The 23,102-nt window shown below is 68.3% G+C and carries 22 protein-coding genes; 14 read left to right on the forward strand and 8 right to left on the reverse strand.

The window, feature by feature from the left end; all coding sequences use genetic code 11:
• Window positions 1–103: 103 nt before the first annotated feature.
• Window positions 104–865: a DUF6270 domain-containing protein gene (locus tag Q8L83_RS11030; RefSeq protein ID WP_305286869.1), complete on the forward strand. Its 762-nt coding sequence runs from the start codon at window positions 104–106 to the stop codon at window positions 863–865.
• A gap of 9 nt (window positions 866–874) precedes the next feature.
• Here Q8L83_RS11030 and Q8L83_RS11035 read toward each other — a convergent pair whose 3' ends face one another.
• From Q8L83_RS11035 to Q8L83_RS11045, 3 genes are read right to left on the reverse strand one after another with little or no spacing between them, the layout of a single operon-like run.
• A complete protein-coding gene (locus Q8L83_RS11035; protein ID WP_305286871.1) occupies window positions 875–2,116 on the reverse strand; it encodes a hypothetical protein in 1,242 nt (413 codons plus the stop codon).
• Entirely contained in the window at window positions 2,113–3,153 is a 1,041-nt protein-coding gene (locus tag Q8L83_RS11040; RefSeq protein ID WP_305286872.1) for a hypothetical protein, read from the reverse strand. The genes Q8L83_RS11035 and Q8L83_RS11040 overlap by 4 nt, the downstream gene beginning before the upstream one ends.
• Window positions 3,153–5,180, reverse strand: a complete 2,028-nt coding sequence (locus Q8L83_RS11045) for a hypothetical protein (protein ID WP_305286874.1) — start codon at window positions 5,178–5,180, stop codon at window positions 3,153–3,155. The genes Q8L83_RS11040 and Q8L83_RS11045 overlap by 1 nt, the downstream gene beginning before the upstream one ends.
• A 133-nt stretch (window positions 5,181–5,313) precedes the next feature.
• On the opposite strand from Q8L83_RS11045, the gene Q8L83_RS11050 reads away from it, so the two are divergent.
• The 3 genes from Q8L83_RS11050 to Q8L83_RS11060 are packed head-to-tail and all read left to right on the forward strand — an operon-like array spanning window position 5,314 to window position 10,736.
• Window positions 5,314–6,381 carry a sulfotransferase family protein gene (locus tag Q8L83_RS11050; RefSeq protein ID WP_305286876.1) on the forward strand — a complete coding sequence of 356 codons (1,068 nt, stop codon included), beginning with the start codon at window positions 5,314–5,316 and terminating at the stop codon, window positions 6,379–6,381.
• Between the two features lie 24 nt (window positions 6,382–6,405).
• Window positions 6,406–9,597: a glycoside hydrolase family 99-like domain-containing protein gene (locus Q8L83_RS11055; RefSeq protein ID WP_305286878.1), complete on the forward strand. Its 3,192-nt coding sequence runs from the start codon at window positions 6,406–6,408 to the stop codon at window positions 9,595–9,597.
• Window positions 9,594–10,736, forward strand: a complete 1,143-nt coding sequence (locus Q8L83_RS11060) for a glycosyltransferase family 4 protein (protein ID WP_305286880.1) — start codon at window positions 9,594–9,596, stop codon at window positions 10,734–10,736. Before Q8L83_RS11055 ends, Q8L83_RS11060 begins: the two co-directional genes overlap by 4 nt.
• On the opposite strand, the gene Q8L83_RS11065 is transcribed toward Q8L83_RS11060, so the two are convergent.
• Genes Q8L83_RS11065 through Q8L83_RS11075 form a run of 3 tightly spaced genes read right to left on the reverse strand, consistent with a single transcriptional unit; the run spans window position 10,733 to window position 12,853 of the window.
• Window positions 10,733–11,443, reverse strand: coding sequence for a hypothetical protein (locus Q8L83_RS11065; RefSeq protein WP_305286882.1), 711 nt, complete (start codon window positions 11,441–11,443; stop codon window positions 10,733–10,735). The genes Q8L83_RS11060 and Q8L83_RS11065 overlap by 4 nt on opposite strands.
• A gap of 23 nt (window positions 11,444–11,466) precedes the next feature.
• On the reverse strand, window positions 11,467–12,171 hold the full coding sequence (locus tag Q8L83_RS11070) for a hypothetical protein (protein WP_305286884.1): 705 nt from the start codon (window positions 12,169–12,171) through the stop codon (window positions 11,467–11,469).
• Window positions 12,071–12,853 carry a hypothetical protein gene (locus Q8L83_RS11075; RefSeq protein WP_305286886.1) on the reverse strand — a complete coding sequence of 261 codons (783 nt, stop codon included), beginning with the start codon at window positions 12,851–12,853 and terminating at the stop codon, window positions 12,071–12,073. The genes Q8L83_RS11070 and Q8L83_RS11075 overlap by 101 nt, the downstream gene beginning before the upstream one ends.
• 208 nt (window positions 12,854–13,061) lie before the next feature.
• Here Q8L83_RS11075 and Q8L83_RS11080 point away from each other — a divergent pair, with 208 nt between their 5' ends.
• From Q8L83_RS11080 to Q8L83_RS11115, 8 genes are all read left to right on the forward strand, one after another.
• Window positions 13,062–14,015 carry a hypothetical protein gene (locus Q8L83_RS11080; protein ID WP_305286887.1) on the forward strand — a complete coding sequence of 318 codons (954 nt, stop codon included), beginning with the start codon at window positions 13,062–13,064 and terminating at the stop codon, window positions 14,013–14,015.
• Complete coding sequence (locus Q8L83_RS11085; protein ID WP_305286889.1) at window positions 14,012–14,866, forward strand: sugar phosphate isomerase/epimerase; 855 nt, start codon at window positions 14,012–14,014, stop codon at window positions 14,864–14,866. Before Q8L83_RS11080 ends, Q8L83_RS11085 begins: the two co-directional genes overlap by 4 nt.
• On the forward strand, window positions 14,863–15,876 hold the full coding sequence (locus Q8L83_RS11090; RefSeq protein WP_305286892.1) for a hypothetical protein: 1,014 nt from the start codon (window positions 14,863–14,865) through the stop codon (window positions 15,874–15,876). The genes Q8L83_RS11085 and Q8L83_RS11090 overlap by 4 nt, the downstream gene beginning before the upstream one ends.
• Complete coding sequence (locus tag Q8L83_RS11095; protein WP_305286894.1) at window positions 15,873–17,024, forward strand: FAD-dependent oxidoreductase; 1,152 nt, start codon at window positions 15,873–15,875, stop codon at window positions 17,022–17,024. Before Q8L83_RS11090 ends, Q8L83_RS11095 begins: the two co-directional genes overlap by 4 nt.
• 8 nt (window positions 17,025–17,032) lie before the next feature.
• Window positions 17,033–17,422 carry a GtrA family protein gene (locus tag Q8L83_RS11100; RefSeq protein WP_305286896.1) on the forward strand — a complete coding sequence of 130 codons (390 nt, stop codon included), beginning with the start codon at window positions 17,033–17,035 and terminating at the stop codon, window positions 17,420–17,422.
• 1 nt (window position 17,423) lies between these two features.
• On the forward strand, window positions 17,424–18,248 hold the full coding sequence (locus tag Q8L83_RS11105) for a glycosyltransferase family 2 protein (RefSeq protein WP_305286898.1): 825 nt from the start codon (window positions 17,424–17,426) through the stop codon (window positions 18,246–18,248).
• A 63-nt stretch (window positions 18,249–18,311) separates the two neighbouring features.
• Window positions 18,312–19,163 (forward strand): GNAT family N-acetyltransferase, encoded by an 852-nt coding sequence (locus Q8L83_RS11110; RefSeq protein ID WP_305286900.1) that lies wholly within the window; start codon window positions 18,312–18,314, stop codon window positions 19,161–19,163.
• A gap of 1 nt (window position 19,164) precedes the next feature.
• The gene (locus Q8L83_RS11115; RefSeq protein ID WP_305286902.1) at window positions 19,165–19,935 is read left to right on the forward strand and encodes a PIG-L family deacetylase; all 771 of its coding nucleotides are present in this window, start codon (window positions 19,165–19,167) and stop codon (window positions 19,933–19,935) included.
• Here Q8L83_RS11115 and Q8L83_RS11120 read toward each other — a convergent pair.
• Both Q8L83_RS11120 and Q8L83_RS11125 read right to left on the reverse strand, forming a co-directional pair.
• On the reverse strand, window positions 19,910–20,278 hold the full coding sequence (locus Q8L83_RS11120) for a hypothetical protein (protein WP_300578028.1): 369 nt from the start codon (window positions 20,276–20,278) through the stop codon (window positions 19,910–19,912). The genes Q8L83_RS11115 and Q8L83_RS11120 overlap by 26 nt on opposite strands.
• A complete protein-coding gene (locus Q8L83_RS11125; protein WP_305286909.1) occupies window positions 20,275–21,369 on the reverse strand; it encodes a glycosyltransferase family 2 protein in 1,095 nt (364 codons plus the stop codon). The genes Q8L83_RS11120 and Q8L83_RS11125 overlap by 4 nt, the downstream gene beginning before the upstream one ends.
• Window positions 21,370–21,495: 126 nt before the next feature.
• On the opposite strand from Q8L83_RS11125, the gene Q8L83_RS11130 reads away from it, so the two are divergent.
• Window positions 21,496–22,329, forward strand: a complete 834-nt coding sequence (locus Q8L83_RS11130) for an ABC transporter permease (RefSeq protein ID WP_305286911.1) — start codon at window positions 21,496–21,498, stop codon at window positions 22,327–22,329.
• A complete protein-coding gene (locus Q8L83_RS11135; protein WP_305286912.1) occupies window positions 22,326–23,081 on the forward strand; it encodes an ABC transporter ATP-binding protein in 756 nt (251 codons plus the stop codon). Before Q8L83_RS11130 ends, Q8L83_RS11135 begins: the two co-directional genes overlap by 4 nt.
• Window positions 23,082–23,102: the final 21 nt, after the last annotated feature.

Consider the following 23,102-nt stretch of genomic DNA (forward strand, 5'->3'; position numbering starts at 1 on the left):
TTGAGGGCGCGACACATGACGACCGACGCTGGTCAAGTCAATGGCGGCCCCCTTATGGGGCGAACATGCTATGGCCCGGTCAAGGCCTTCCGGAAAAGGACCCATGGCGAGAGTAGCGATCCTCGGCAGTTGCATCACCCGCGAGCTTTGGCCGCGCCGCGATGAGGCGCCGTCCGACCTTCTCTATGTATCCCGCACCAGCCTTCCGAGCCTGTTTTCCACCCCTGTCGATCCCGGCGGCGCCCCCGGCCATGGGCTGACGCGGTATCAGGCCATGGCGGTCGAGGCCGACCTGACCAAGCGCGGCCTGGCCGAGCTGGTGGCGCACCGGCCGACCCACCTGATCCTTGACTTCATAGATGAGCGCTTCGACCTGCTGGCCCTGCCGGGCGGGCAGATCGTGACCCATAGCTGGGAGTTGGACAGCGGCGGCTGGCTAGGGACGCCGGCCTTCGCCGAACGTCGCGAAATTCCAAGGCTGTCCGGCGCCTGCGAGCATCTGTGGCGCAACGGCCTGGATCAAATGGCCCTGCTGCTGAACGCCAGCGTGCTGAGCGAGGCCCAGATCATCCTCCACTCGGCCCGTTGGGCCGACCATCAGCGGAACGCGGATGGCGCCGAGACGCCGCTGACCCGCGAGCCGCACATCTGGGACGGACGCCCGGCCAGCCTTGTGGCCCACAATCAGCTGCTGGCCAGATATGAGGCGGCCTTCATGGCCGCCGTCCCCCAGGCGCAGGTCATCGCCGCAGCCCCCCAGAACAGAGTGGCCGATCCGGCTCACCGCTGGGGCCTGAGTCCCTTTCACTATGTGCCGGCCTATTACGACGACATCCGCCAGGCGCTGGCAGAGCTCGGGGTTTGAAGCTCTTGCCTACGAGCCCGGGGCGGATCGGGCCCAGTGCTCCAGCGGCGTCATGCCGGTCTCGGCCAGTTCGGGGTGGGCCGCCAGATAGGCGGCCGGCGCGAAGCCGGACGGCGCCGCGCCAAGGTCCCAGGCGCCGCCGGCCAGATAGTCCATCAGCGGATTGATCCCCGGCGCCAGGCCGCCAACCTTGGCCGAGGCGTATTGGGCGGATGAAAACCATCCGCTGGGGTCCCGCAGCTCGGCGCCGCCCACCATGACGAAGTGGGTCAAGGGCTCGACGCCCGCGTCGGCCACATCGGCATAGCGCTCCAGGTACCAGGTCGGGTCGAACAGGGGATGGGGCTTGAACCCGTCCCGCCAGCCCTGGGTCAAATAGTGCAGCAGGGCCGGCTGGTCCCGCGCGGCCTGGCCAGCCTGGGCCAGGTAGAAGTCGGAATCGAACACGGGGTGGGGATTGACGCCTTCGCGCCATCCCTGGGTCAGATAGTGAACCAGGGGGTTGACCCCTGCGGCGGCGAGATCGGGGCGCCGGGACACATACCAGTCCCCACAGAAGAGCGGATGGGGATCGAACCCTTCGGCGGCGCCGATCCGCACATAATGCTCCAACGGCGAAAGGCCGGTCGCCTCGACGGCGGCGCGATAGGCCGCAAGGTAGAAGGCCGGATCAAACAGCGGATGGGGAATGCGGCCTTCCCGCCCCCCCCTGACCAGGTAGTGGCCCAGCGGGCTGGCCCCGGCGGCGTCGGGGTAACGCGCGAGATAACCGTCGTGGTCGAAGATGGCCGAGGGCCGCAGGCCAGCCTCGGAACCCTGCCGGGCGTAGCGCGCCATATCTTTCAGGCTGGACAAGCGGCCTCGCACCCCCCCGGCCGACGGAACCCACAAGGCCGAACGCGCAATCATCGCCGCCCGTCCGGGGGCGCCAAGCCGCAGAAGCACGCTTTGGATCATCTGGCTGAGGCGATTGCGCCGTTGCGGACGTCGACGGGCCGCCCGGCGGTGGATCGCGACCTGCGCCTGGCGCGCCGCCGCCTCGGCCTCGGCCCGACCGGCCAACGCGCGATCCAGGGCCAGGGTCAGGCGCGAACGCGTCAGGGCCAGTTCAACCTCAGCCTGATGCTGGTCGGCCTGCAATCGCCTGTGGCGCTCGGCCAGCCTGATCGCCTTGGCGAAGACCGGACTGACGGCGTTCTGCGGGTCGGGAAGCGCGCCGACGACGGCGGGCGGGTTCGGGGCTTTAGTCATGCGGCGCTGTCCTGGGCGCGGCCCTCGGCGATCAGCCAGGCCAGATAGGAGCCTGGGCCCGCAGCGAAGGGGTCTTCGAAGGCGGCCTGCAGATCGGGGCTCTCCCGCCACAGCACCCGATGGCTCTTGTCGATCAGCGTGCCGTCCGCATAGGTCCCATAGGCCCAGTAACGGGCGGGTATGGCGGGATCGGTGGCCGCCGCCACCTGGCGCTTGTACCAGTTCCAGATCTCATAGACCTCGAAGTTGTCGCCGGCGTACTTCTTGGTCATCAGGTCGCCTGTCAGCCCCAGCTTGGTGAAGTGCCAGAAGCGCAAGGGCTGACCGTTGACGGTGATCGCGCCGTCCTTGCCGATGGCCACCTTGCGCTGGGAGAGATTCCAGCTGGCGACATTGTAGCCCGGGTCGCGCACCACCTTCACCTTGTCGAACAGGGCCGGCACGTGGTCGCACCACCGCTGATCGACGAACAGGCCGCGAGGTATGTCGTCATAACAGTATTCGAGCAGGCGATCGTTCCACCAGCTGGCGAAGCGCGCGCCCTCGCCCCGCGTGCGGATCGCCACGAAGCCGAGATTGAAGATCCCCGTGCGCGAGGCTGACAGGTCGTTGTCTAGGATGGCGGTGCGCTCGGTGTTCGGATCGAGCAGATGGGGCGTCAGCAGGATTTCGTCGGTCTGCAGCCAATCGATCAGGGGGTCGAGGGGCGCGAGCAGGGCCGTATCTGGATCCAGATAGATGGCGATGTCAGCCTGGCTGCAGGCCTGGTGGATGAAGGGCCCCTTCACCGCCGTACAAACCTCGACCACATCGTGGCGGAACAGCCAGCTGCGGAAGTTGTCGATCCCCAGATCCTGAGCCCAGACGACCCGATCGAAGGGCTCCTGGTCCGGATCGAAGGCGAAGCCCGCCGGCGGTTCGTCGGTGATCAGCGCCACCAGCTCCCAATCCGGATGGAACCGCCGCAGGGTGGAATAGAGCACGCGGGCCCGGTTGAGGTAGGAGAAGGTGAAGCTGGAATAGCAGAGCACCTTCATCAGACGGCCTCCCCATCCAGAAGGTCGAAGGTGAGGCGGCTATAGCTGAGAGCGGACAGGACGGGCTGGCGCAAAGACCGGCGAAGGTCGAGCACGGCGCCTGTTTCGAACATGTCGAACAAGGCCGCCTCGTCGTCGAGCACCCGCCCCTGCCCCGTCTCTGCAACGAAGGCGGCGACATTGCCCGTGTCCGGGCTCGTCAGGATCGCCGCGCCGGCGGCGGCAGCCTCGTAGGTCGTGAAGGAAAAGGTTTCGCGGCACAGGGACCAGATCATCACCGCATCGACGCCGAGCGCTTCCAGGGTGTCCTGCATGGCCGTGGGCTGGGCTTCGCTCACGGTCACGGGGTGGAAGCTGAGGGGAAGCGCCCCGGTGGCGTCGCGGGCCAGATGCAGGAACTCATAGCGAGGATCCTCGGCGAACCTGAGGACCAGGTCGCGGAAGACCGGCCAGCCCTTGAGGGTGCTGGCCATCCCCGGAAAGGCCAGACGGAAGGGGCGATCTGCGGGGGCGGCTAATTCAGCTGGCGCTCGCTCAACCAGCCTGGCCAGGGGCGCGACGACCGCGCGCACGCCAGCGAGGCCGGTCCCCCGCCGCCAGGTGTCCAGGGCCGCCTGGCTCGGGGCGGCGACAGACATGCTCAGGACACTGAACAGCCGGTCGTGCTCATCCAGATGAAACTGCCGGTGCGGGCCATAGACGCAGACGCCGCAAGCGGCGCTGCCTATGGGCGGGGCGCCGCAATCGGCGACGTCGTTGCGCAGGAGGTGATAGCTGGCGCAGACGCCGGCGAAATCATGGACCCAGAACCAGCCTTCGCGGAATCCGGCGGCCCGGGAGATCGCCAGAATGTCGCTGACCGAGTGGCCGAGCAGGCTGTGAACGGCGAGACTTCGCCGCCCGGGGACCACCGCCGCCAGGGCCGATTCAAGCCCCTCGACCAGAAGGCCGGGATAGAAGGTTCCCGCCGGGACGCCATTCCACACCACGCCCAGAAGCTCGGCATGGCCGGGGCGGCGCAGAACCGGCCGGGAATTGGCGGGATAGATGTGCAGATGGTCGCGCCCGACCGCAGCGGCTGCGGCGCCCTCGCGCTGAAGGCAGAGCTGCACGCCGCCCAGATTGGACATGTAGTCGTCGTGACTGAAGGTCAGGTGGAGATCGGCGAGGCCGGACCGGCTGGTCGCCAGCAAGGCTGCGAAGTCGCTCGCCGTACCGCTCGTCGGCGGCTCGTCCTCGGCCTCTGACGCCTTGATCCGCGCTTCCAGGGGCTGCAGCGCCGCGATGATCCGGTAACGGAACCCGAGCTCGAGACGCGGAACCCGACCCTCCTGACGGCCGGCCCGCAGATAGTGGACGAACGGGTTGATCGAGGCGGCCGCGACGTCGGGATTGAGCTCCAGATAGTCGGATACCGAGAACCAGCGCGTCGGGTCGCGGCCCTCACGCCAACCGACCTCGAGGAAGTGCGTCACCGGATCGGCGCCCTCTGCGGCGACGTCGGGATTCTCCGCCATATAGTAGGGGCGGTCAAAGGCCTCGGCGACCAGGTCATAGATCGCGCCCAGCGACTCAGACTCGGGCTCCGGCGGCTCCGGCGGCTCCGGCTCGGCATGGAGATCGTCCGGCGGAATGTCGGCTTCGTCCGGCTGGACCGTGTCGTCAGGGCCAGGCGCCGGAGCGGCAGGTTCGGGGACGTAGGCCCAGGCCACCCGCGTCGGATCGTCGGCCAGCACGCGCCCCAGGGCGGAGGCGCGGATGGTGCGACCTTGGCCGGCGCCGACCGCCAGGAAATGAGCCAGGGGGTTCTCCCCCGAAGCGGCCACATCGGCATGGTCGGCGAGATAGGCGGTGGTGGAAAACCAGGCGGCAGGATCGCGCCCTTCCTGCCAGCCCCGCTCCACATAGTGCGCGATGGGGTCGGCGCCGGCGGCGGCGACGTCCGGATAGGCGCGCCGATAGAAGACGGGATCGAGGGCGGTGCTGACCAAAGCCAGTGCGAAGTCTTGGGCGGCCGGAGCAGCCATGCGGGGCTCCTTGTCGAGGCCGAAAGGTTGTGTGCATCAGATGAACGGGGGGATCAACCGCAGCGTTCACGTCTTGCGGCGCGGACCGCGCGGCCATACAGCACCTTGTGTGACACTCGCCAAGAGCCATCCGATGGACCAACGAGCGGCCAGCCCCCCTTCGAGCCGGGCGGCTTATCTCGTGCTCGGCATGCATCGGTCGGGCACGTCTGCGATCACCCAGGTCCTGGCCCTGGCCGGCGCCTCGCTCCCGGAAAACGTGATGCCGGGGGACGAGTACAACGCGAAGGGCTACTTCGAGCCCTGGCGGATCGCGATCTTCAATGACCAGAGATTGCGCGCCGCCGGCTCCGCCTGGGACGACCCCTTCGCCTTCCCCTATCGTCCGCTGGAGGTCCGCGAGGAGAAGCGCTGGATCACGCGGGCCACCGACCTGTTCGACGAAGAATTCGCAGGCGCCCGCCACCCCCTGATGAAAGATCCCCGGGTGAGCGTCCTCTGTCCTCTGTGGCGAACGGTCCTGGACGATCTTGGAATATCGGCCCGGGCGGTCATTCCCGTGCGCCATCCTCTGGAAGTGGCGGGGTCCCTGACCAAGCGCAACGGCTTTCCGGTGGAGAAGTCGCTGCTGGTCTGGGTCGCCTATATGCTCGCCGCCGAAGCCCACAGCCGCGACATGCCCCGCGCCTTCGTGCCCTATGACGGACTGCTGAAGGACTGGCGCGCTCAGGCGGCGCGGATCGAGACCGCCCACGGCGCGCCCCTGCCCGCCCTGACGCCACAGGCGGGCAAGGCGATCGACGGCTTTCTGACCCAGGAGCTGCGCCACAACGCCGCCCATGGCGAGCTGGACAAGGTCCCGCACGTGGGGGCGCTCGCCGCCCAGGTCTATGACTGGTTCGAGGCTGCGGCGCAGGATCGCCCAAGGCCCTCGGCCGAACTCGCCGCCGCCGCAGAGGCGCTCGAGGAGATGCGACGGGTCATGGGCGTGTTTGTCTCGCCGGTGACCTCCGATCTCGATGCGACACGCAGCGACCTGCTGGAAATCCGCCAGATCGCCGCCTTCGAACAGGCCAAGATCAGATCCCTGGAATCGCAGCTTGCGAGCCAGCAGGCGATCAACCTGGCGCAGGCCGACGAGCTTCGCCGGCTTGAACAAACCTTGGACGAGCTTCTAGACGACCCTCTCAGCGAGAGCTGAACCCTCGCCCACCGACGGATCCCCGTGTCAGAATCCAATTTCTCTTCGCCGACCGATCAGGCCGCCGAACTCCTCGGCAAGCGCCAGCGCGTGCGCCTTCAGACGGTCGCCGCCGCCGCCCAGCGCTGGCGGCGATACCGCGAGGTCCGGGTCCGCCAGGGCTCCAGCCTTGTCCTGGCCCGCCTGGCGCAGCGCCTTGCGCTTCCCTTGGCCCGGGGCAAGTGGCCCGGGCGCGCTCTGCTGATCATGGCCTCCGGCCTTTGGCGGGAGGAGCAGGTCTATGGGCTGGGGATCGAACCCGCCATGACCCCTGGCCTCGACGCCTATGTGCGGGCCGGTCCCGACCCCGCCATCCAGCCCCGCGCCCTGTTCGATCAGTCGGACTATCTGAGCCGCGCCCCGGAACTGGCCGGGTCACGCTGGGCGCCCCTGGCCCACTATCTTGTCCTGGGCGACAGCGCCGGCCTCGATCCCCATCCTCTGGTCAGCGTCAATGACTACCGCCTGCGGCACGGCGTAGCCGTTGAGGCGAGCGGACTGAGCGTGCTTCAGCACTACCTGCTGGTCGGCGCCGCACAGGGGCTGGACCCGCACCCGCTGTTCGATCTGCGCCACTATGTGGGCCAGTGCGAGGCCGTGGCGACGTCGGGCGAAGATCCCCTGATCCACTACCTGCGGGAGGGCTGGCGGCAAGGCCTGGATCCGCACCCCCTGTTCGCCAACGACTGGTATCTGGAGCGCTACCCCGAGGTCGCCGTCGCCGGCGTCGCCCCCCTGCTGGACTATGTCACCGGCGGCGCCGAACTGGGACGCGATCCTCATCCCCTGTTCGACAGCGCCTGGTACGCCGAGCGCTACCGCGACCTGCGGACGCCGGGCTTCAATCCCCTGGCCCATTTTGTCCGCTTCGGGGTCCGCGAGCATCGCGACCCCAGCCCGCACTTCGATTCCGCCTTCTACCTGCAACAGGACGGCGCAGCAGAGGGCGGCGGGCCGGACCCGTTGAGCGACTATGTGGCGCGAGGCGCCTTCGAAGGCCTCTGGCCAGCCGCCGACTTCGATGAGGCGGCCTATCTTCTGGCCAATCCCGAGGCGGCCGCCACGCCCTTCAGCAGCCTGGAACACTGGAAGCGCCATGCCGGGGCCAAGCCTGAACCTCTGGCGGGGTCCGGGGTGCAAGGCGCCGCGGCCATGTTCGACCAGATGCGCGCAGCGAGCCGCCACCGCGACCCGGCCGCCTACGACCCCCAGGGCTATGACGACCTCGCCCGGGCCTGGGCCAGGATTCAGGCCGAGCGGATCGAGACCTTTGTTCCCACCCCGCCCAGCATGGTCTCGATCACCGGCGACCTCGCCGCGGCGGCGCGGCGGATCAGCCTGCCGGCTGCGGCCACGCCCCGCGTCTCGATCATCATTCCGGCCTTCAACAATCTGCGCTTCACCCTGGAGTGCCTCCAGGCCCTGGCCGACGCCGGAGGGCTGGAGGGCGCAGAGACCCTGGTCATCGACGACGCCTCCACCGACGAGACGGCTGCGGTGCTCGCCCTCGTCAACGGCCTGAAGGTCATCAGCAACCCTGAGAATCTGGGCTTCATCCGCACCTGCAACCGGGCGGCGGCCGAGGCCCGGGGCGAGGTGCTGATCTTCCTGAACAACGACGTGCAGGTGCGGAAGGGCTGGCTTGCGCCCCTGGCGGAGGCGCTGGCCGATCCACAGGTCGGCGCGGTCGCGCCCAAGATGCTGTTCCCCGATGGTCGGCTGCAGGAGGCCGGCGCCCGGATCAACGCCGATGGCTCCAGCGAGATGATCGGCCTCTTCCAGGACCCGGACCTGCCGCGCTGGAATGTGGCTCGAGAGGTGGACTACGCCTCGGGCGCCTGTCTGGCCGTGCGCCGGGCCGACTTCGAAGCGCTCGAAGGTTTCGACCTGGCCTTCGCGCCGGCCTATTGCGAGGACGCCGATCTCTGTTTCCGCCTGCGGGAGCGGGGCGCGAAGATCCTTTATGAGCCGCGCTCGGAGATCATTCACCACCTCAGCGTCACGGCCAATTCCATTGATGCGGGCTACAAGCTGCGCCTGGCGACTCGCAACCAGCAGCGCTTCGTCAAGCGCTGGGCCCACCGGCTGGACGCCCTCAATCAGGTGCGCACCATCGCCTTCCACCTGCCCCAGTTCCACGCCATCCCGGAGAACGATCGCTGGTGGGGCGCAGGCTTCACCGAGTGGACCAATGTCACCCGCGCCCTGCCGAGCTATCGCGGGCACTACCAGCCGCACCTGCCCGCCGACCTCGGCTTCTACGACCTGTCCGATCCCGCCGCCCTGAAGCGGCAGACGGCGCTGGCGGCCCGCTATGGCCTGGGCGGCTTCTGCTTCTACTACTACTGGTTTTCGGGCGGGCGTCGGGTTCTGGAGACGCCGCTCAACCATCTGATGGCTGACGATGGGCCGGACTTCCCGTTCTGCGTCTGCTGGGCCAACGAAAACTGGACGCGGACTTGGGATGGTCAGGAGCAGGACGTCCTGCTGGCCCAGACCTACAGCGACGAGGACGCCGTCGCCCTGATCACCGACATGGCGCCGCTGATGCGGCGGCCCAACTATATCCGCGTCAATGGCCGCCCCCTGCTGGTGATCTATCGCCCCGGCCTGCTGCCGGACGCCGCGGCCTGGGCCAGGACCTGGCGCGAAACGGCTCGGGCCCTCGGGCTCGGGGAGATCTATCTGGCCTTTGTCGAGACCTTCGATGTGGCCGGGACCTATCCCGATCCCGCCGTCCTGGGCTTCGACGCGGCCATCGAGTTCCCCCCCATGGGCGCGGCCCAGCCGATCAGCCTGCCCGGTCCCCTGCAGAACCGCGCCTTCGAGGGCGTGGTCAGCGACTACCGCGAACTGGTGCGGCATTTCCTGAAGGCGCCGACGCCCGGCCACACCCGCTTCCGCGGCGTCGCGCCCTCCTGGGACAACACCGCCCGGCGGCAGGACAACGCCTATGTCTTCCACCATGCCAGCCCCGGCGCCTTCCAGGCCTGGACTGAGGCCATGCTGGCCGAAGCTAGACGCCAGAACTTCGGCGACGAGCGGATCGTCTTCATCAACGCCTGGAACGAGTGGGCCGAAGGCGCCCACCTGGAGCCCGACGTCCGCTTTGGTCACGGCTGGCTGGAAGCCCTGAGGAACGCGGCCGAGGCCGACCTGCTGGAGCCCCGCTCATGAGCGCGCCAAGCCGCGACGCCGATCTGACCGACCTGGTGGTGGTCGGCCACCCCTTCGCCCCGATCGGCATGGGCGAGCATCTGAGGTCCACCGTCCGCGCCCTGCGCGCGGCGGGCCTGCGCCCCGGCCTGCTGGACGTCTATGGCATGGATCGTGGCCGGGATCCGGATCTCGAGCGAGCCTATGGCCCTGACGTGACCCGCCAGCTGTCGCGGGCCTTGAACCTGTTCTGCGTGAACGCCAATGAGGTGGACGAGGTCCTGGCCCGGCTGGACGCCTCAGCCTTCAGCGAAGCCCACAACATCATCTTCCCCGCCTGGGAGTTGCCCGACTACCCCCAGCCTTGGGTGGAGAAGCTGGCGGCCTTCGACGGGATCTGGGCGCCGACCGCCTTTGTCCAGGACGCCATCGCCCGGGCCACGGGCCGGTCAGTGGCGCGCATTCCCTTGGCTGTCGACATGAAGCTCTCGACCTTCCTGGGACGACGCTGGTTCGACATCCCCGAGCACGCCTTCGTGGTGATGTTCGCCTTCGATTTCTCGTCCTATGCGGCGCGGAAGAACCCCTTCGCCGTGCTGGAAGCCTTTGAGCAGCTGGTGGCCAGACGGCCCGAAGCCCCCCTTTACGCCGTGATCAAGTACAAGGGCGGCGCGCCGGACGATCCCGACCGTAAGGCCTTGGAGGCGCGGGTCGCGCAGCTCCACGGCCGGGCGCAGACCATCACCCGCGAGATGTCGGACAACGAGGTCAAGAACCTGTTCCGCAACATCGACGTCTTCGTGTCGCTGCATCGTTCGGAAGGGTTCGGGCGCGGCCTGGCCGAGGCCATGGCGCTGGGCGCCCCTGTGGTGGCGACCGGCTGGTCGGGCAATATGGACTTCATGGACGCCGAGACGGCCCTGCTGGTGGACTACCAGATCGTGCCGGTGAAGCCCGGGGCCTATCTCTATGGCGAGGGGCAACACTGGGCCGAGCCCGATGTCGCCCAGGCCAGCCGGCTGATCGAACAGGTCATGGACCGTCCCGCCGAGGCGCGGGCTCGCGCGGCGCGGGCCCGGCGGAACATCCGCATTCACCTCAATCCCAAGACGGTCGGCCTGGATGCGGTCGAGGCCCTGCGGCCCCCTAAGGCAAGCTAGGTCGCAGGCCGCAGGCCGATCGCGTTTTCCGGGGCGGGCGGCTCGGTGATCGCCACCTGATGGATCAGGAACTCCCCGCCGGCGGCCTCGTCGAGGTCGATGCGAACGCGGTCGATCACCGAGGCGGTCCAGTCCTCGCCCCCGGCCAGGGGCTTTGACATGTCATAGGCCAGGATCACCGTCTCATTGACCTCGGGTTCCTCGCCCTCGAACGGCCTGTTGGTGAACTGCACGGACTCGGGGTGGGCCTCGGTGGCGTAGTACAGGGCCCCGTCCCAACCCGTCCCACCGGCCAGCCGCGTGGCCCGCACCAGCACATGGGTATATCGCCGCCCCTGAAGCGCGAGACCGCTTGGGGTGCGAACCGCCGAGTCGACGACACGGGCGGCGATCCTCAGGCCGCCCTCCTCGGCGGGCGCCACCTCGCCGCCGCCCATGACGAATCCGTCCGTCGAGCCATCGAAGGTCCAGGTGCGGGCCGCGCGCAGGGGTTGGCCGTTCCACAGGAAAGCCTTGGCGGCCGGGTCCCAGGCGAAGGGGCTGGGCCGTTCCACCGTATTCTCCGGCGAGAAGTCCGTGGGCGGCAGGCTGAGATTGTCGGGCGCCACCGGCCGCGGATTGAGTTTCGGCTCGCGCGAGCGGGGCTCGTCGCAGGCGGCCACGACGGCGGTGGCGAGGATGACGGCAGGAAGAACGAAGGCTCTCAAAGGGCGCTCCCGGACTGGGTCGCTCAGCGAAGCCGCCGCCGCAACCGGCCATAGGGTGGGTCGAGGGCCAGATATAGGAGGCCTGCGAGCGCTGCGAGGTCCAGGAAGTAGAGATATCTGTAATCGCAGGCGATGGAGATCACTGCAAAGCTGGCCGCAAAGGCCAGGGCCGACAGCAGCATGGCGACGATCACCAGATCCGCCGCCTCTCGCCGCCACAGCAGCACGCCAGCGCAGACCAGGGCGATCAGGGCGTAGAACACGTGGGAATACAAAGGCGTATCGAAGAACCAGGTGGCGTAGTTGTACAGGGCCTGGTCTGCGGGATCGGCGGCGATGGCGATGCCGAGCGATGCGGCCAGATCCTCAGGCCCGCCCACCCCCACATGCATGGGCAGGCAGGAATCGATCTTGGGGGTGGTGAACACCCAGCGGAAGACCTCCCAGCGATGGCGCAGATAGGCGTCCGGCTGTTGCGTCACGATATCGCGCCACTGGGCGAACACCACCTCGTCAGGCAGGCCCCAGAGCGAGCGGCCGAACTCGGCGTCCTGGCCGAAGTAATCCATGCGTTCGGGCGTATAGAGCGCCACGCCGCGATGGCGGAGCAAGCGCTCGGTCGCGGGGTCATGCTGGCGTATGGCCTCCAGCGGCAGGGTCGGCTTGACCGCCGTGGCGCCGACGATGTCGTAGTGGGCGACGATGCGCAGGCCCCGCGTCCCGGCCACGTCGGGCCCCGCCTGCGGCGGCTGGGCCAGGTGCCCCATGGCGGCCGAAAGCGCCAGGGTCAGGATCAGGCCGCCGCCCCCCCCAGACCAGGCCTGAGCGCCATCCGCTCCGCCCCCAGGCGAGCCACGCCAGGGCCAGGGCGGCGAACACCGGCGCGATGAGGCCGTTCTGACGAACCTGGGCGGCGGCCGCGAACAGCAGCAGGGCGCCGATCAGGGCCAGCCAGGGCCGGCGGGGGCCATCCCAGACCCGGGCCGCCTGGGCGAGGCACGCAAACCCGGCGAGGGCGAGGTTGGCGAACAGCACGTCCTTCCAGACCACGCCCTGATAGATCAGCAGGGTCGGGGTCAGCACCATCAGCAGGGCCAACCCCACCGACAGCCAGGAGACCTGGCGGCGCAGACGGCGGAAGGACAGCAGACTGCCGGTCACCAGGAATCCGCTGGCCGCCACATAGAGTCCCGTCCCGGGGATAACCTCGTCGAAGGCGCCGAGGATCCAGGCATAGAGCGCCGGCCCGATGGATTCCCGGACATGCATCCGGCCTTCATGCAGCTGAATCAGGGAGTCGTAGGACAGATGCCCCGGCAGATTGCCCGCGAGCATCAGGACATAGCCGGCGAGCAGAACGATCCCCAGCGCCTGGCTGGCGCTGAAACCGAGCCTTTGTTCGAGCGTCATGGCGGCTCCCCCTCCGACATCTCCTACGATTGGCCGTGGCCGACGGAAAGGTCCATTCGCGTGACGCCCGCGAGAGGGCGGCCCGCAAGGGCGATCGCCAATCTGGCCGCCGGCCCAGGGGCGGGCTATGTGTCGTCATCCGTGACGCCAGGGTCGATCCAGATCGGGCGCGACGGGCGATGTCGCATCGTGCAGGGAGCCGATTGGGATGGATGCATTGATCGGCGCCACCGGGTTCGTGGGCGGAACACTGGCGCGTCAGCATGCGTTCGCCGCCGCCTTCGACAGCCGGACGATCGACCAGGCGCGAGGCTGCGCCTTTGACGCCGTGGTCTGCGCCGCCGCGCCCGGCTCCATGTTCGAGGCCAACCGCTTTCCCGACCGGGACCGCGCCCGCATCGACATGCTGATCGATCATCTCGCGACCCTGAGGGCCGAGACCTTCGTCCTGATCTCCACCATCGCCGTGCTGGCCGATGGCGGTCTGCAGGCCGACGAAACCGCCGACCGGTTCGAAACCGACAAGGCCTATGGCCGACATCGCCGGGACCTCGAGGTCTTCTGCGCCGACCACTTTCCCCGGTGTCTGATCGTTCGCGCCCCGGCGCTCTTCGGCCCCGGATTGAAGAAGAACTTCCTGTTCGACATCCTCAATCCGACGCCTTCGATGCTGAATGCGACGCGCCTGGCTGAGCTTCAGGCCGCCCTGCCTGCGGCCCTGGGCCAGGCCCTCGCGGGCTTCTATGTCTGGGACGCAAACCTCGATCTCTTCGTGCTCGACCGGCCGGCCTTCAACGCCTCTGGCCAGCGGCCCGCCTGCGAGGCGACCCTCATTGAGGCAGGCATGTCGGCCGTAGGGTTCACCAACCCCGCCTCCACCTTCCAGTACTATGACGTCAGCCAGTTCTGGGCGGACATCGGTCGGGGGCGGGAGGACCGCCTCGATGTCCTGCACCTGGCGCCCGCGCCGCTACAGGCCGCCGCCGTCTTTACGGCCCTCACGGGTCACGCGCCGCCCCCCAGCCCCGCGCAAGTTCACCATGAGGATATGCGCACCCTGCACGCGGATCTCTGGCGCCGCGCCGGCCCCTATATCTCGGAGCCTTCGGAGGTCCTGGCCGGCCTGGAGCGCTTCTACGAGTCTGAAAGACCTGCCGCGTGAAGCTCGCGGTCTCGAACATCGCCTGGCCGGCCGCCGACCGGGACGCGGCCTATCGCCTCCTGGCCCGCCACGGGATCAGGGGGTTGGAGATCGCGCCCAAACTGCTGTTTGCGCAGTCGCAGGACGCCTTCGCGCCCAGCCCAGACGAGGCCGCCCGCGCCCTGGACGCCGTCAGGTCGGAAGGCCTGCAGCTGGTGTCGATGCAGTCGTTGCTGTTCGGCGTCGAACGGGCGGCGCTCTTTCGCGACCAGGCGTCCCGGGACCGCCTGGTCGCGGCGACCCTCCGCGCCATCGACCTGGCCGGACGCTTCGACATCCCCAATCTCGTCTTCGGCTCGCCGAAGCAGCGAGACATCCCGCCCGACCTGGACCGCGCCGCCGCCGAGACCATCGCGCTTGATGTCTTCCATCGTCTGGGCGAGGCGGCGGCGAAGGCGAACACGCGGCTTGGTCTCGAGCCCAATCCCGCCGCCTATGGCGCCAACTTCCTCAACCGGTTCGATGAGACCGAGGCCTTTGTCCGCCGGCTGGATCATCCCGCCGTGCGGCTCATCCTTGATGGCGGCGCGCTGATCATGAACGACGAGATGGCGGTGCTTCAGGACCTGACCCCGGACCGGGTGAGCCGCATCAGTCATGTCCATATCAGCGAGCCGCAGCTCGCCCCCGCGCCGGCCGACCCGCAGACGGCCAGCCAGATCCTCCGCGCCATGTCGGCGGCGGGCTACGGCGGGTGGTTCTCGATTGAGATGAAGGCGTCCGCCGGGGGGCTGGAGGATCTCGATCAGGCCCTGGGTCGTCTGGGGGCGGCGGTCGAACTGGCCAGGTCGAAGGGTTTGGACGTCCGATGACCACAAGCCGTCGCGAGGATGTCCTGGTCTCCGTCTGCTTCGCCGACGCCGAGTTCGACGCGGCGGGATATGACGCGCTGAAGCGGCTTGCCCAGGCGCTGAATGAGAGCTTCCGCTATTGGGAGATCCTGATCCTGGACGACGGATCGCGGCGGCACATGGAGGACGACCTCCTCCGCGCGATCGAGAACCTGCGCCTGCTGCGCACCAGCCTTGGCATGCCCTTCTATCGCCGCCGGGTGGCGGTGGCCGCCGAAGCCATCGGCGACCTCGTCCTCCTGACCGCAGCCGAGGAGATCGGCCAGATCGACGCCATCGCCCTGTTGAGGACGGCCGAGCAGGACGGGGCCATCGTGGTGTCCCGCAAGCCCGGCTGGAGCGCCCTGAACCTTCCATTGCGCGTCCTGGGCCGCACGGCAGGGTTTCAGGTGAACGCCCAGGACATGTTGAGCGCCGCTTTCCCGCGGACCCTGCTCAACCGGCTGCTGGCGCGGCGGGACCGTGAGCTGGCGGTCCGTTTTCCCCCCGCAGACGGCCTGACGCCGGTCATCTGGCGCCTCTGCGACACCGCCCGGGGCAAGGGCCGGTCCCTGCGGGAAACGCGGCGCCGGTTCAATCTTCTGCACAGGCTGCTGGTGGCCTCGGCGCCGCGGGTGCTGGCGTTGCTGGGGCTGGGCTCGTTGTTGGTGGTGCTGTCGGCCCTGGCCTATATCGCCTACGCCATCATCGTCTGGCTGGTGATGGACGACGTCCAGTCGGGATGGCTGACCACCTCGGTGGTGCTGGGCCTGACCAGCGCCTTCCTGGGGACCGCCATCTTCGGCCTGTCCATCGGCCTGCAGAACCTCATCGAGCTGTTGGCCACCAACGCCGGCGACGACGTGCTGGAGGAGCGCAGCGCGGTGGACCTGTTTGGCCGCGTCATCGACGAGCTGAACGTCGAGATCAGCACCGGCCTCGCCCATCCGCCCCCCCGCGTCCGAGACAGACAGGACGGCCCGCGGGCATGAGCGGGCGGCGCAGGTATGACTATGTCATCGTCGGCGGCGGCTTCTACGGCTGCAACCTCGCCCTGTTCCTCAGGTCGATCTCCTCGAGCATTCTCCTGCTGGAGGCTGGCGACGACCTCATGACCCGCGCCTCGCGGGTCAATCAGGCGCGCATCCATACCGGCTTTCACTATCCCCGCAGCGCCCTGACCGCCGTGAAGTCGATGGTGTTGCGCCAGAGGTTCGCCGCCGACTACGCCGAGGCGGTGATCGACGACTTCCAGATGCTCTATGGGATCGCCAGGCGCCGCTCGCGGGTGAACGCCAACCGGTTCTTTCGCACCTTCAAGACCATGGGCTCGCCGATCGAGCCGGCCAATGCGTCCCAGTCGGCCCTGTTCGACCCGGCCATGGTGGAGGCAGTCTTCAACTGCGTCGAATACGCCTTCGACTACCGCGTCCTGCACAGGGGGCTGGCCAACCGCCTCGACGCCCTGGGGCTGGAGGTGGCCCTCAACACCGAGGCGGTCGAGCTGGAGGATCGTGCGGAGAGCGTCGTCGTCAGGTTGGCCGACGGTCAGGAGGTCGAGGCCCGCTACGTGTTCAACGTGACCTATGCGCAGATCAACCACGTCCTGCGCGCTGGCCATCTGCCTGAGGCTCACCTCAAGCATGAAGCGGTGGAGATCGCGCTGATCGAACCCCCGGCGCAGCTCGAGGGCTATGGGATCACCATCATGGACGGCCCCTTCATGTCGACCATGCCCTATCCGGCCGAGCGGCTCTATTCGCTCACCCATGTCCGCTACACGCCGCAGAAGAGCTGGACGGACGCCGAAACTTCCGATTCGCCCTATCAGGTGTTGGCCGCCGCCGCGCCCGTGAGCCGCCACCGCCACATGCTGCTCGACGCCCAGCGCTATGTGCCCAGTCTGGCTGAGGCCGCCTGGGTCAAATCGCTCTATGAGGTGAAGACGGTGCTGCTCAAGAACGAGGCCGACGATGGGCGGCCGATCCTCTACCAGCGACAGCCCCGGGATTCCCGGGTGATCTCCATCATGGGCGGCAAGATCGACAACATCTACGACCTGTTCGAACTGATCCGCACGACGGAGCCGGAATGGGCCGGCGCCGATGACCGCCACCTCTTTGCGCGTCAGATCCCTTGATTCCCCAGGTGCTCAGATTTGGCCTGGTGGCCGCGGCCGGCCTGGTCGTGGACCTGGCCGTGGCCTCGGCGCTCGCGGCAGGGGCCGGCCTGCCCCTGCCCCTGGCGGCGGCCTGCGGCTTCTGCGCCGGCGCGGCCTTCAACTATGTGGTCAACCTGCGTTGGACCTTCGCCGCGGCGCGACCGTCGGGGGGCGTACGGCGCATCGCCGCCTATGGCCTGACCCTGGCGGCCACGCTCCTGACCCGGGTGGTCATGGTGGCGCTGCTGGAGCCTCTGGCGGGCGAGGGCGCCCTGGCCGCGCTCGGGGTTCTGATCGCCGCCACCGGCGTCTCGTTCGTTGTGAACTATGGGCTGAGCAAGCGCTTCGTCTTCGTCCCCAGCCAGGATCGGACCTGAGATGACGTCGGACGTCCCGAGCCCTCCCGCCGACCGCGCCGGGTGGCGGATCCCCGCCCATGAGACGCTAAGCCTGGGCCCGCGCCGCCACGCCTACGCCCTGGTCATTCCGGTGATCAACGAGGGCACGCGTATCCAGCGGCAGCTGGAAGCCCTCCAGGCGGCGAACCTGCCGGTGGACGTGATCATCGCCGACGGCGGCTCCACCGACGGCTCCCTGGCGCCCGAGTTCCTGCGGCAGGCGGGCGTCCGGGCGCTGCTGACCAAGACGGGCCCGGGTCGCCTCAGCGCCCAGCTGCGCATGGCCTATGCCTGGTGCCTGGACGAGGGCTATCTCGGCGTCGTCACCATGGACGGCAACGGCAAGGACAATGTGGAAGCCGTCGCCCAGTTCGTGGCCCTGCTGGAGGCAGGCTATGACTATGTCCAGGGCTCGCGCTATCGCCCCGGCGGACAGGCCGAGAACACGCCGCTCGACCGCACCCTGGGCAACCGTCTGGTCCACGCGCCTCTGCTCAGCCTGGCGGGGCGGCGCTGGTTCACCGACACCACCAACGGCTACCGCGGCTATTCCAGCGCCTATCTGATCGATCCGCGGCTGGCCCCGTTCCGGGACGTCTTCTCCAACTACGAGCTGCTGTTCTACCTGACCGCCCGCGCCGGCCCCCTGGGCTACCGGGTCTGCGAGACCCCGGTCCGACGGTCCTATCCCGTGGGCGAGGCCACCCCCACCAAGATCGGCAGGCTGTCGGCCAAGCTGGCCCTGCTGGGCCAGACGATCCAGGCCGCCCTTGGCCGGTACGATCCGCCAAGGTCTCCGTCCTAGATCGTCTCCCCCGCACGGGAGGCCGCCTTGGCGGCGCCGCACAATCATGGTCATTTGGCCGCGATGGACACCGAAACCCCGGATATCAGCCCCTCAGGCGTGGCCCCCGCCGCGCTCGAGGCCTATTCGGCCCTGCTTTCGAATGTGTTCGGGGCGGGACCGAAGTTTACGCCCGAGGCGATCGCCTGGCGCTATCGCGACAATCCGGCCGGCCATGTGGTCGGGGCCGATGCGTGGTCGGGATCAACCCTGGCGGCCCACTATGTCACCTGCCCCATGCGCGCCTTGGTCGAGGGGCGGCCCCTGAAGGGCTTGCTGTCGCTGAACACCGCCACCCATCCGGACTTCCAGGGTCGTGGGCTGTTCACCCGGCTGGCGCGGGCCACCTATGAGCAGGGCGCCGAGCGGGGCTATGACTTCGTGATCGGAGTGGCCAACGCCCAGAGCACGCCAGGCTTTCTCGGACGCCTGGGGTTCCAGCATGTGGGCCGGCTGGAGGCTGGTCTGCTGGCCGTCGCGCCCCGAAAGTTCGCAGACGTCCCCCTGCAGTTCTGTGGCGACTGGGACGCCGCGATGCTGGCCTGGCGGCTGGCCAACCCGGCCGCCACATACCGGACAGCCCGACGGGGCGAACTCACCGCCGTCTATGCCGACACCCATTTGAGCGGCGTGCGCTGCGCGGCCTTCGTCGACGGCCAGGCGCTGGGCGCGACCGAGGCGGCCCCCCTGGGCTTCACGCTTTTCCTCGGTCTCGATCCGCGCTTCAGCCTGGATGGCCCGCGCCTCCTCCGCCTGCCCGACCGCTTCCGGCCCTCGCCGCTGAACCTGATCTACCGCCCCTTGAGCGAGGCCGCGCCACGCAGCCTCGATCCCCGGGCCACGGCCATCAGCTTCCTGGACTTTGATCCGTACTGAGATGACGGTCGTCTACATCCTGGCCCATTGCGACGACGAGTACGCCGCCCTGCCGCTGATCCTGGAGGCCAAGGCCGCAGGACGGGACCAAGTGTTCCTCTATGTGGCCGAAAATCCGGGCGCGGCCGTGGCCGAGCGGCGCCTGGGCGAGACCCGCGCCTTTCTCGCCAGCCTGGGGCTCCCAGAAGAAGGCGCCACCTACGCCGTGTCGGGCGCCGAGGCCTATGACGGCCAGGTTCACCGCCGCCTCGACGCCTGCCTGGACCAGCTCCGGAAACGGCTGGCGGCGAGCCCCCGTGTGGAAAAGTTCGTCATCGCCGCCTGGGAGGGGGGCCACGCCGACCACGACGCCTGCGCCGCCCTCACCGCCGTCCTCGCCGCCGAGTACGGCGCGGCGATCGAGCAGTTCGGCTTGTATAACCGCCGGGGCTTGAGCGCCCTGCCGTTCCAGGCCTGCGCGCCGATCCCGGAAAACGGCCCGGTGCGCCGCATCCGGCTCAGCCTGCGCCAGTGGCTGAACTGGGCTATGCTGGTGCGGCGCTATCCGTCCCAGGCCACCAGCTGGCTTGGCCTGTGGCCCTCGATGTTCGCGGGCTTCGCCCTGCGCGGCGGCTACGGCGTTCAGCGGCTGGACCCCGCCCGCCTGGCCGAGCGACCGCACGCGGGCGACCTGCTCTATGAGCGTCGGTTCGGGGTGGCCTATGCCGAGGTGGCCGAGGCGGTACAAGGCCTGATGGCCCGAGAGCTCAGGCCTGGCTCTGCGCCTGCATGACCACCGCAAAGCCTGCGAACATGATCAGATAGCCCAGGGCGAAGCGCCAGGAGACCGGCTCCTTGAACAGCGCCCAGGCCAGCAGCGGCACCAGGGCCGAGCCCAGGATCGAGAAGACATAGGCCTGCGACAGCGGCACTCGGGTGAGGATGTAGAACCACAGCAGCGCCGTCAGGCCGTACCAGGAGAAGGCGCCGATCAGCGGCAGGTTCTTGATCAGGCGCAGGATCAGCGGCCCATCAAGCCTGGCGTTGTAGAGCGCCGCCCATTTGAACATCACCTGGCCCACCGGCAGGGCCGCGGCGAAGACCACGCAGAGCGCCATGTCGCGCAGGGCCATCATGCGCGCGCGTCCCCGACGGCCATCGTCGCCTCGGTATGGGCGGCGGCCTCCATGCGGGCCAGGGTGCGCAGATAGGGGTGGATCGGCCGCACCGGCACATTGACCACGTCGAAGTTCATCGCCTGGAGCAGCAGCTGGACGCCGATGATCACCGGCAGGGCGGCGGTCATGACAACGCCGGCCGAGGCCGCCTGGCCGGGTTCGCGCACCGCCATCCAGTTCAGGGTGTAGAGGCCGCCGAACACCAGGAAGAGGGCGCCGAAGATCAGCTCCAGGGTGGCGACGTTGAAGTCCCGCACGAAATACTGGCCCAGCGCCCGACGCACGAAGTTGCGCAGGTGGCGCCAGGCGAAGGGGCCGAGCACCTCGGTGATCTTCAGATTGCTCACCTCGTCGCCGTAGCGGGCCGGCATCGGCACGTCGCGGACCACGGCGCGCAGCGTGCCCAGGTGATAGAGCAGGTCGGTCTCGAAGAAGAAGCGCTTGGCCACGCGCTTCTCGGCCACCAGCCGGGCCACGCTGGCCTCGATGGCCGTAAAGCCATTGGTGGGGTCGAACACGTTCCAGTAGCCGGTGGAGAGCTTGGCCAAAAAGCTCAGGCCCGCATTGCCCAGGATACGGACGCCGGGCATGCCCTGCAGGTGGCTCACGGACGAGAACCGGTTGCCCTTGGCGTAGTCGGCCTCCCCCAGCAGGATGGGCGTCACCAGCTGGGGCAGGTAGGACAGGTCCATCTGGTCGTCGCCATCGACCTTGACCAGGATCATGCCCCCCAGGCGCGCGGCTTCGCCATAGCCGGCCAGGGTGGCGCCGCCGACGCCCTGATTCTCGGCCAGACGCAGCACATGAACCCGAGGGTCTTCGCAGGCCGCTTCGATCAGGTCGCCCGATCGGTCGGGACAGGCGTCATCGACGCAGACCACCCCCTCGACCCAGGCTGGGACCTTGGCGAGGACGTGCAGGATATGGTCGCGCACCCTGTAGCAGGGGATGACGATCCACACGCCAGCGCCCTCAAGGGCCGGCTCCATCAGGCGCAGATCGTGATGCGCCGGGGCCGGCGACCGATGGAACTGATCGATGGACGACATGCGGGCGACGGTCTCCTTCGCTTTGCGCTATCACGGGGCCGCCTGTGTGCAAAGCTGCAGCCCCGGCGCCATGCTTGCGCCGCAAAAATGCACCTGATACCAGCGGCGCTCGCTTTGGGAGACCCTATGGAATCCGCTCAACACATGCTGCGGACCGGCCGGCGTGGCACGCTGTTCGAATTCAGCATGGCTCTGCGGGACCTCGCCATGTCCTGGGACCGCCGCGGCCTGGCGTGGTCGCTCGCCTGGCATGACGTGGTGTCACGCTATCGCGGCTCCATCCTCGGTCCGTTCTGGATCACCATATCCATGGGCCTGATGGTTCTGGGCATCGGCCTGCTCTATGCGCGGCTGTTCGGGATCTCGGTGGCCGAGTTCATGCCCTATGTGGCCATGGGCATCGTCTTTTTCGGCCTGATGTCCGGCACGATCAACGAGGGTTGCGAGACCTTCGTCCAGGCTCGGAACATGCTGAGCCAGACGGCGCTCCCCATGTTCGCCTTCGTCTGGCGGACCGTGCTGCGGAACCTGATCAACCTCGCCCACCATGCGGTGATCATCGTCGCGGTGATCGTGGTGTTTGGCCTGTGGCGGGAGATGGTGATCCTGCCAGCCCTGGCGGGCTTGGTGCTGACGGTGCTGAACCTTTCGTGGATCAGCATGCTGGCGGCCATCGCCTCGGCGCGATTCCGCGACATTCCGCAATTCGTCATGTCGGTGATGCAGTTCGCCATATTCATGACGCCGGTGTTCTGGAAACCGGACGCCTTCCCCGACCGCCACGCCTTCCTCACGCTGAATCCGTTCTACCACATGCTCACCACCATCCGGGCTCCGCTGCTGGGCGAGCAGGCCGACGGGCTCTCCTATATCGTGCTAGCTATTGCCGCGGTCCTGGGATGGGCGCTCACCTTCTCGGTCTTCGCTGTCACCCGCCGCCGGATCGTGCACTACTTATGAAGCCTCCCGAAGTCTCGATCACGGTCACCGACCTCAGCCTGCGCTTCCCCGTCTATGGGGTGGACGCCAAGTCGCTGAAGAAGAACCTCGCCCGGGTCACGGTCGGCGGTCGGCTGGGCTCGTCGAACACCGGCGCGACCGAGGTCACCGCCCTTTCCAACATCAGCTTCAATCTACGGCCCGGCGATCGCCTGGGCCTGGTCGGCCACAACGGCTCGGGCAAGACGACCCTGCTGCGGGCGCTTTCCGGGGCCTATGAGCCGGACGAGGGTCAGATCGAGGTGCGCGGCCGAATCGCCGCCCTGCTGGACCTGTCCCTGGGCATCGACCCCTCGGCCACCGGGGTGGACAATATCCGCCTGCGTGGCCGCATTGCGGGCATGAGCGCCAAGGAGATCGAGGGCAAGATGGACGAGATCGCCGCCTTCAGCGGTCTGGGTCCCTTCCTCGCCATGCCTATGAAGACCTATTCCGCCGGCATGCAGGCCAGGCTGGCCTTCGCCGTCGCCACGGCGGTCGAGGCCGACGTGCTGCTGATGGACGAGTGGATTTCGGTGGGAGATGCGGAGTTCAAGAAGCTGGCCCACCGCCGGCTGTTGAACCTGGTGGAGCGCGCCGGCATCCTCGTGCTGGCGTCCCACGACACGCAACTTCTGCGGCTCTACTGCAACAAGGTGATGCGGATGGAAGGCGGGATCGCCTCCGAGGTGAAGGACATCCGCCGCATCGACGAACTACTCGCCGCCGCCTGATCCTGGACGGCCCGCGGGGCC

The organism is Phenylobacterium sp. (assembly GCF_030680185.1).
Classification (GTDB): Bacteria; Pseudomonadota; Alphaproteobacteria; order Caulobacterales; family Caulobacteraceae; genus Phenylobacterium.

Coding starts and splice junctions, on each gene's coding strand:
- Q8L83_RS11045 (WP_305286874.1), bottom strand. CDS start 5,180: ATGGCTGCTCCGGCCGCCCAAGACTTCGCACTGGCTTTGGTCAGCACC.
- Q8L83_RS11075 (WP_305286886.1), bottom strand. CDS start 12,853: ATGACGCTCGAACAAAGGCTCGGTTTCAGCGCCAGCCAGGCGCTGGGG.
- Q8L83_RS11090 (WP_305286892.1), top strand. CDS start 14,863: ATGACCACAAGCCGTCGCGAGGATGTCCTGGTCTCCGTCTGCTTCGCC.
- Q8L83_RS11060 (WP_305286880.1), top strand. CDS start 9,594: ATGAGCGCGCCAAGCCGCGACGCCGATCTGACCGACCTGGTGGTGGTC.
- Q8L83_RS11035 (WP_305286871.1), bottom strand. CDS start 2,116: ATGACTAAAGCCCCGAACCCGCCCGCCGTCGTCGGCGCGCTTCCCGAC.
- Q8L83_RS11120 (WP_300578028.1), bottom strand. CDS start 20,278: ATGATGGCCCTGCGCGACATGGCGCTCTGCGTGGTCTTCGCCGCGGCC.
- Q8L83_RS11130 (WP_305286911.1), top strand. CDS start 21,496: ATGGAATCCGCTCAACACATGCTGCGGACCGGCCGGCGTGGCACGCTG.
- Q8L83_RS11080 (WP_305286887.1), top strand. CDS start 13,062: ATGGATGCATTGATCGGCGCCACCGGGTTCGTGGGCGGAACACTGGCG.
- Q8L83_RS11050 (WP_305286876.1), top strand. CDS start 5,314: ATGGACCAACGAGCGGCCAGCCCCCCTTCGAGCCGGGCGGCTTATCTC.
- Q8L83_RS11040 (WP_305286872.1), bottom strand. CDS start 3,153: ATGAAGGTGCTCTGCTATTCCAGCTTCACCTTCTCCTACCTCAACCGG.
- Q8L83_RS11115 (WP_305286902.1), top strand. CDS start 19,165: ATGACGGTCGTCTACATCCTGGCCCATTGCGACGACGAGTACGCCGCC.
- Q8L83_RS11030 (WP_305286869.1), top strand. CDS start 104: ATGGCGAGAGTAGCGATCCTCGGCAGTTGCATCACCCGCGAGCTTTGG.
- Q8L83_RS11135 (WP_305286912.1), top strand. CDS start 22,326: ATGAAGCCTCCCGAAGTCTCGATCACGGTCACCGACCTCAGCCTGCGC.
- Q8L83_RS11105 (WP_305286898.1), top strand. CDS start 17,424: ATGACGTCGGACGTCCCGAGCCCTCCCGCCGACCGCGCCGGGTGGCGG.
- Q8L83_RS11110 (WP_305286900.1), top strand. CDS start 18,312: ATGGACACCGAAACCCCGGATATCAGCCCCTCAGGCGTGGCCCCCGCC.
- Q8L83_RS11095 (WP_305286894.1), top strand. CDS start 15,873: ATGAGCGGGCGGCGCAGGTATGACTATGTCATCGTCGGCGGCGGCTTC.
- Q8L83_RS11125 (WP_305286909.1), bottom strand. CDS start 21,369: ATGTCGTCCATCGATCAGTTCCATCGGTCGCCGGCCCCGGCGCATCAC.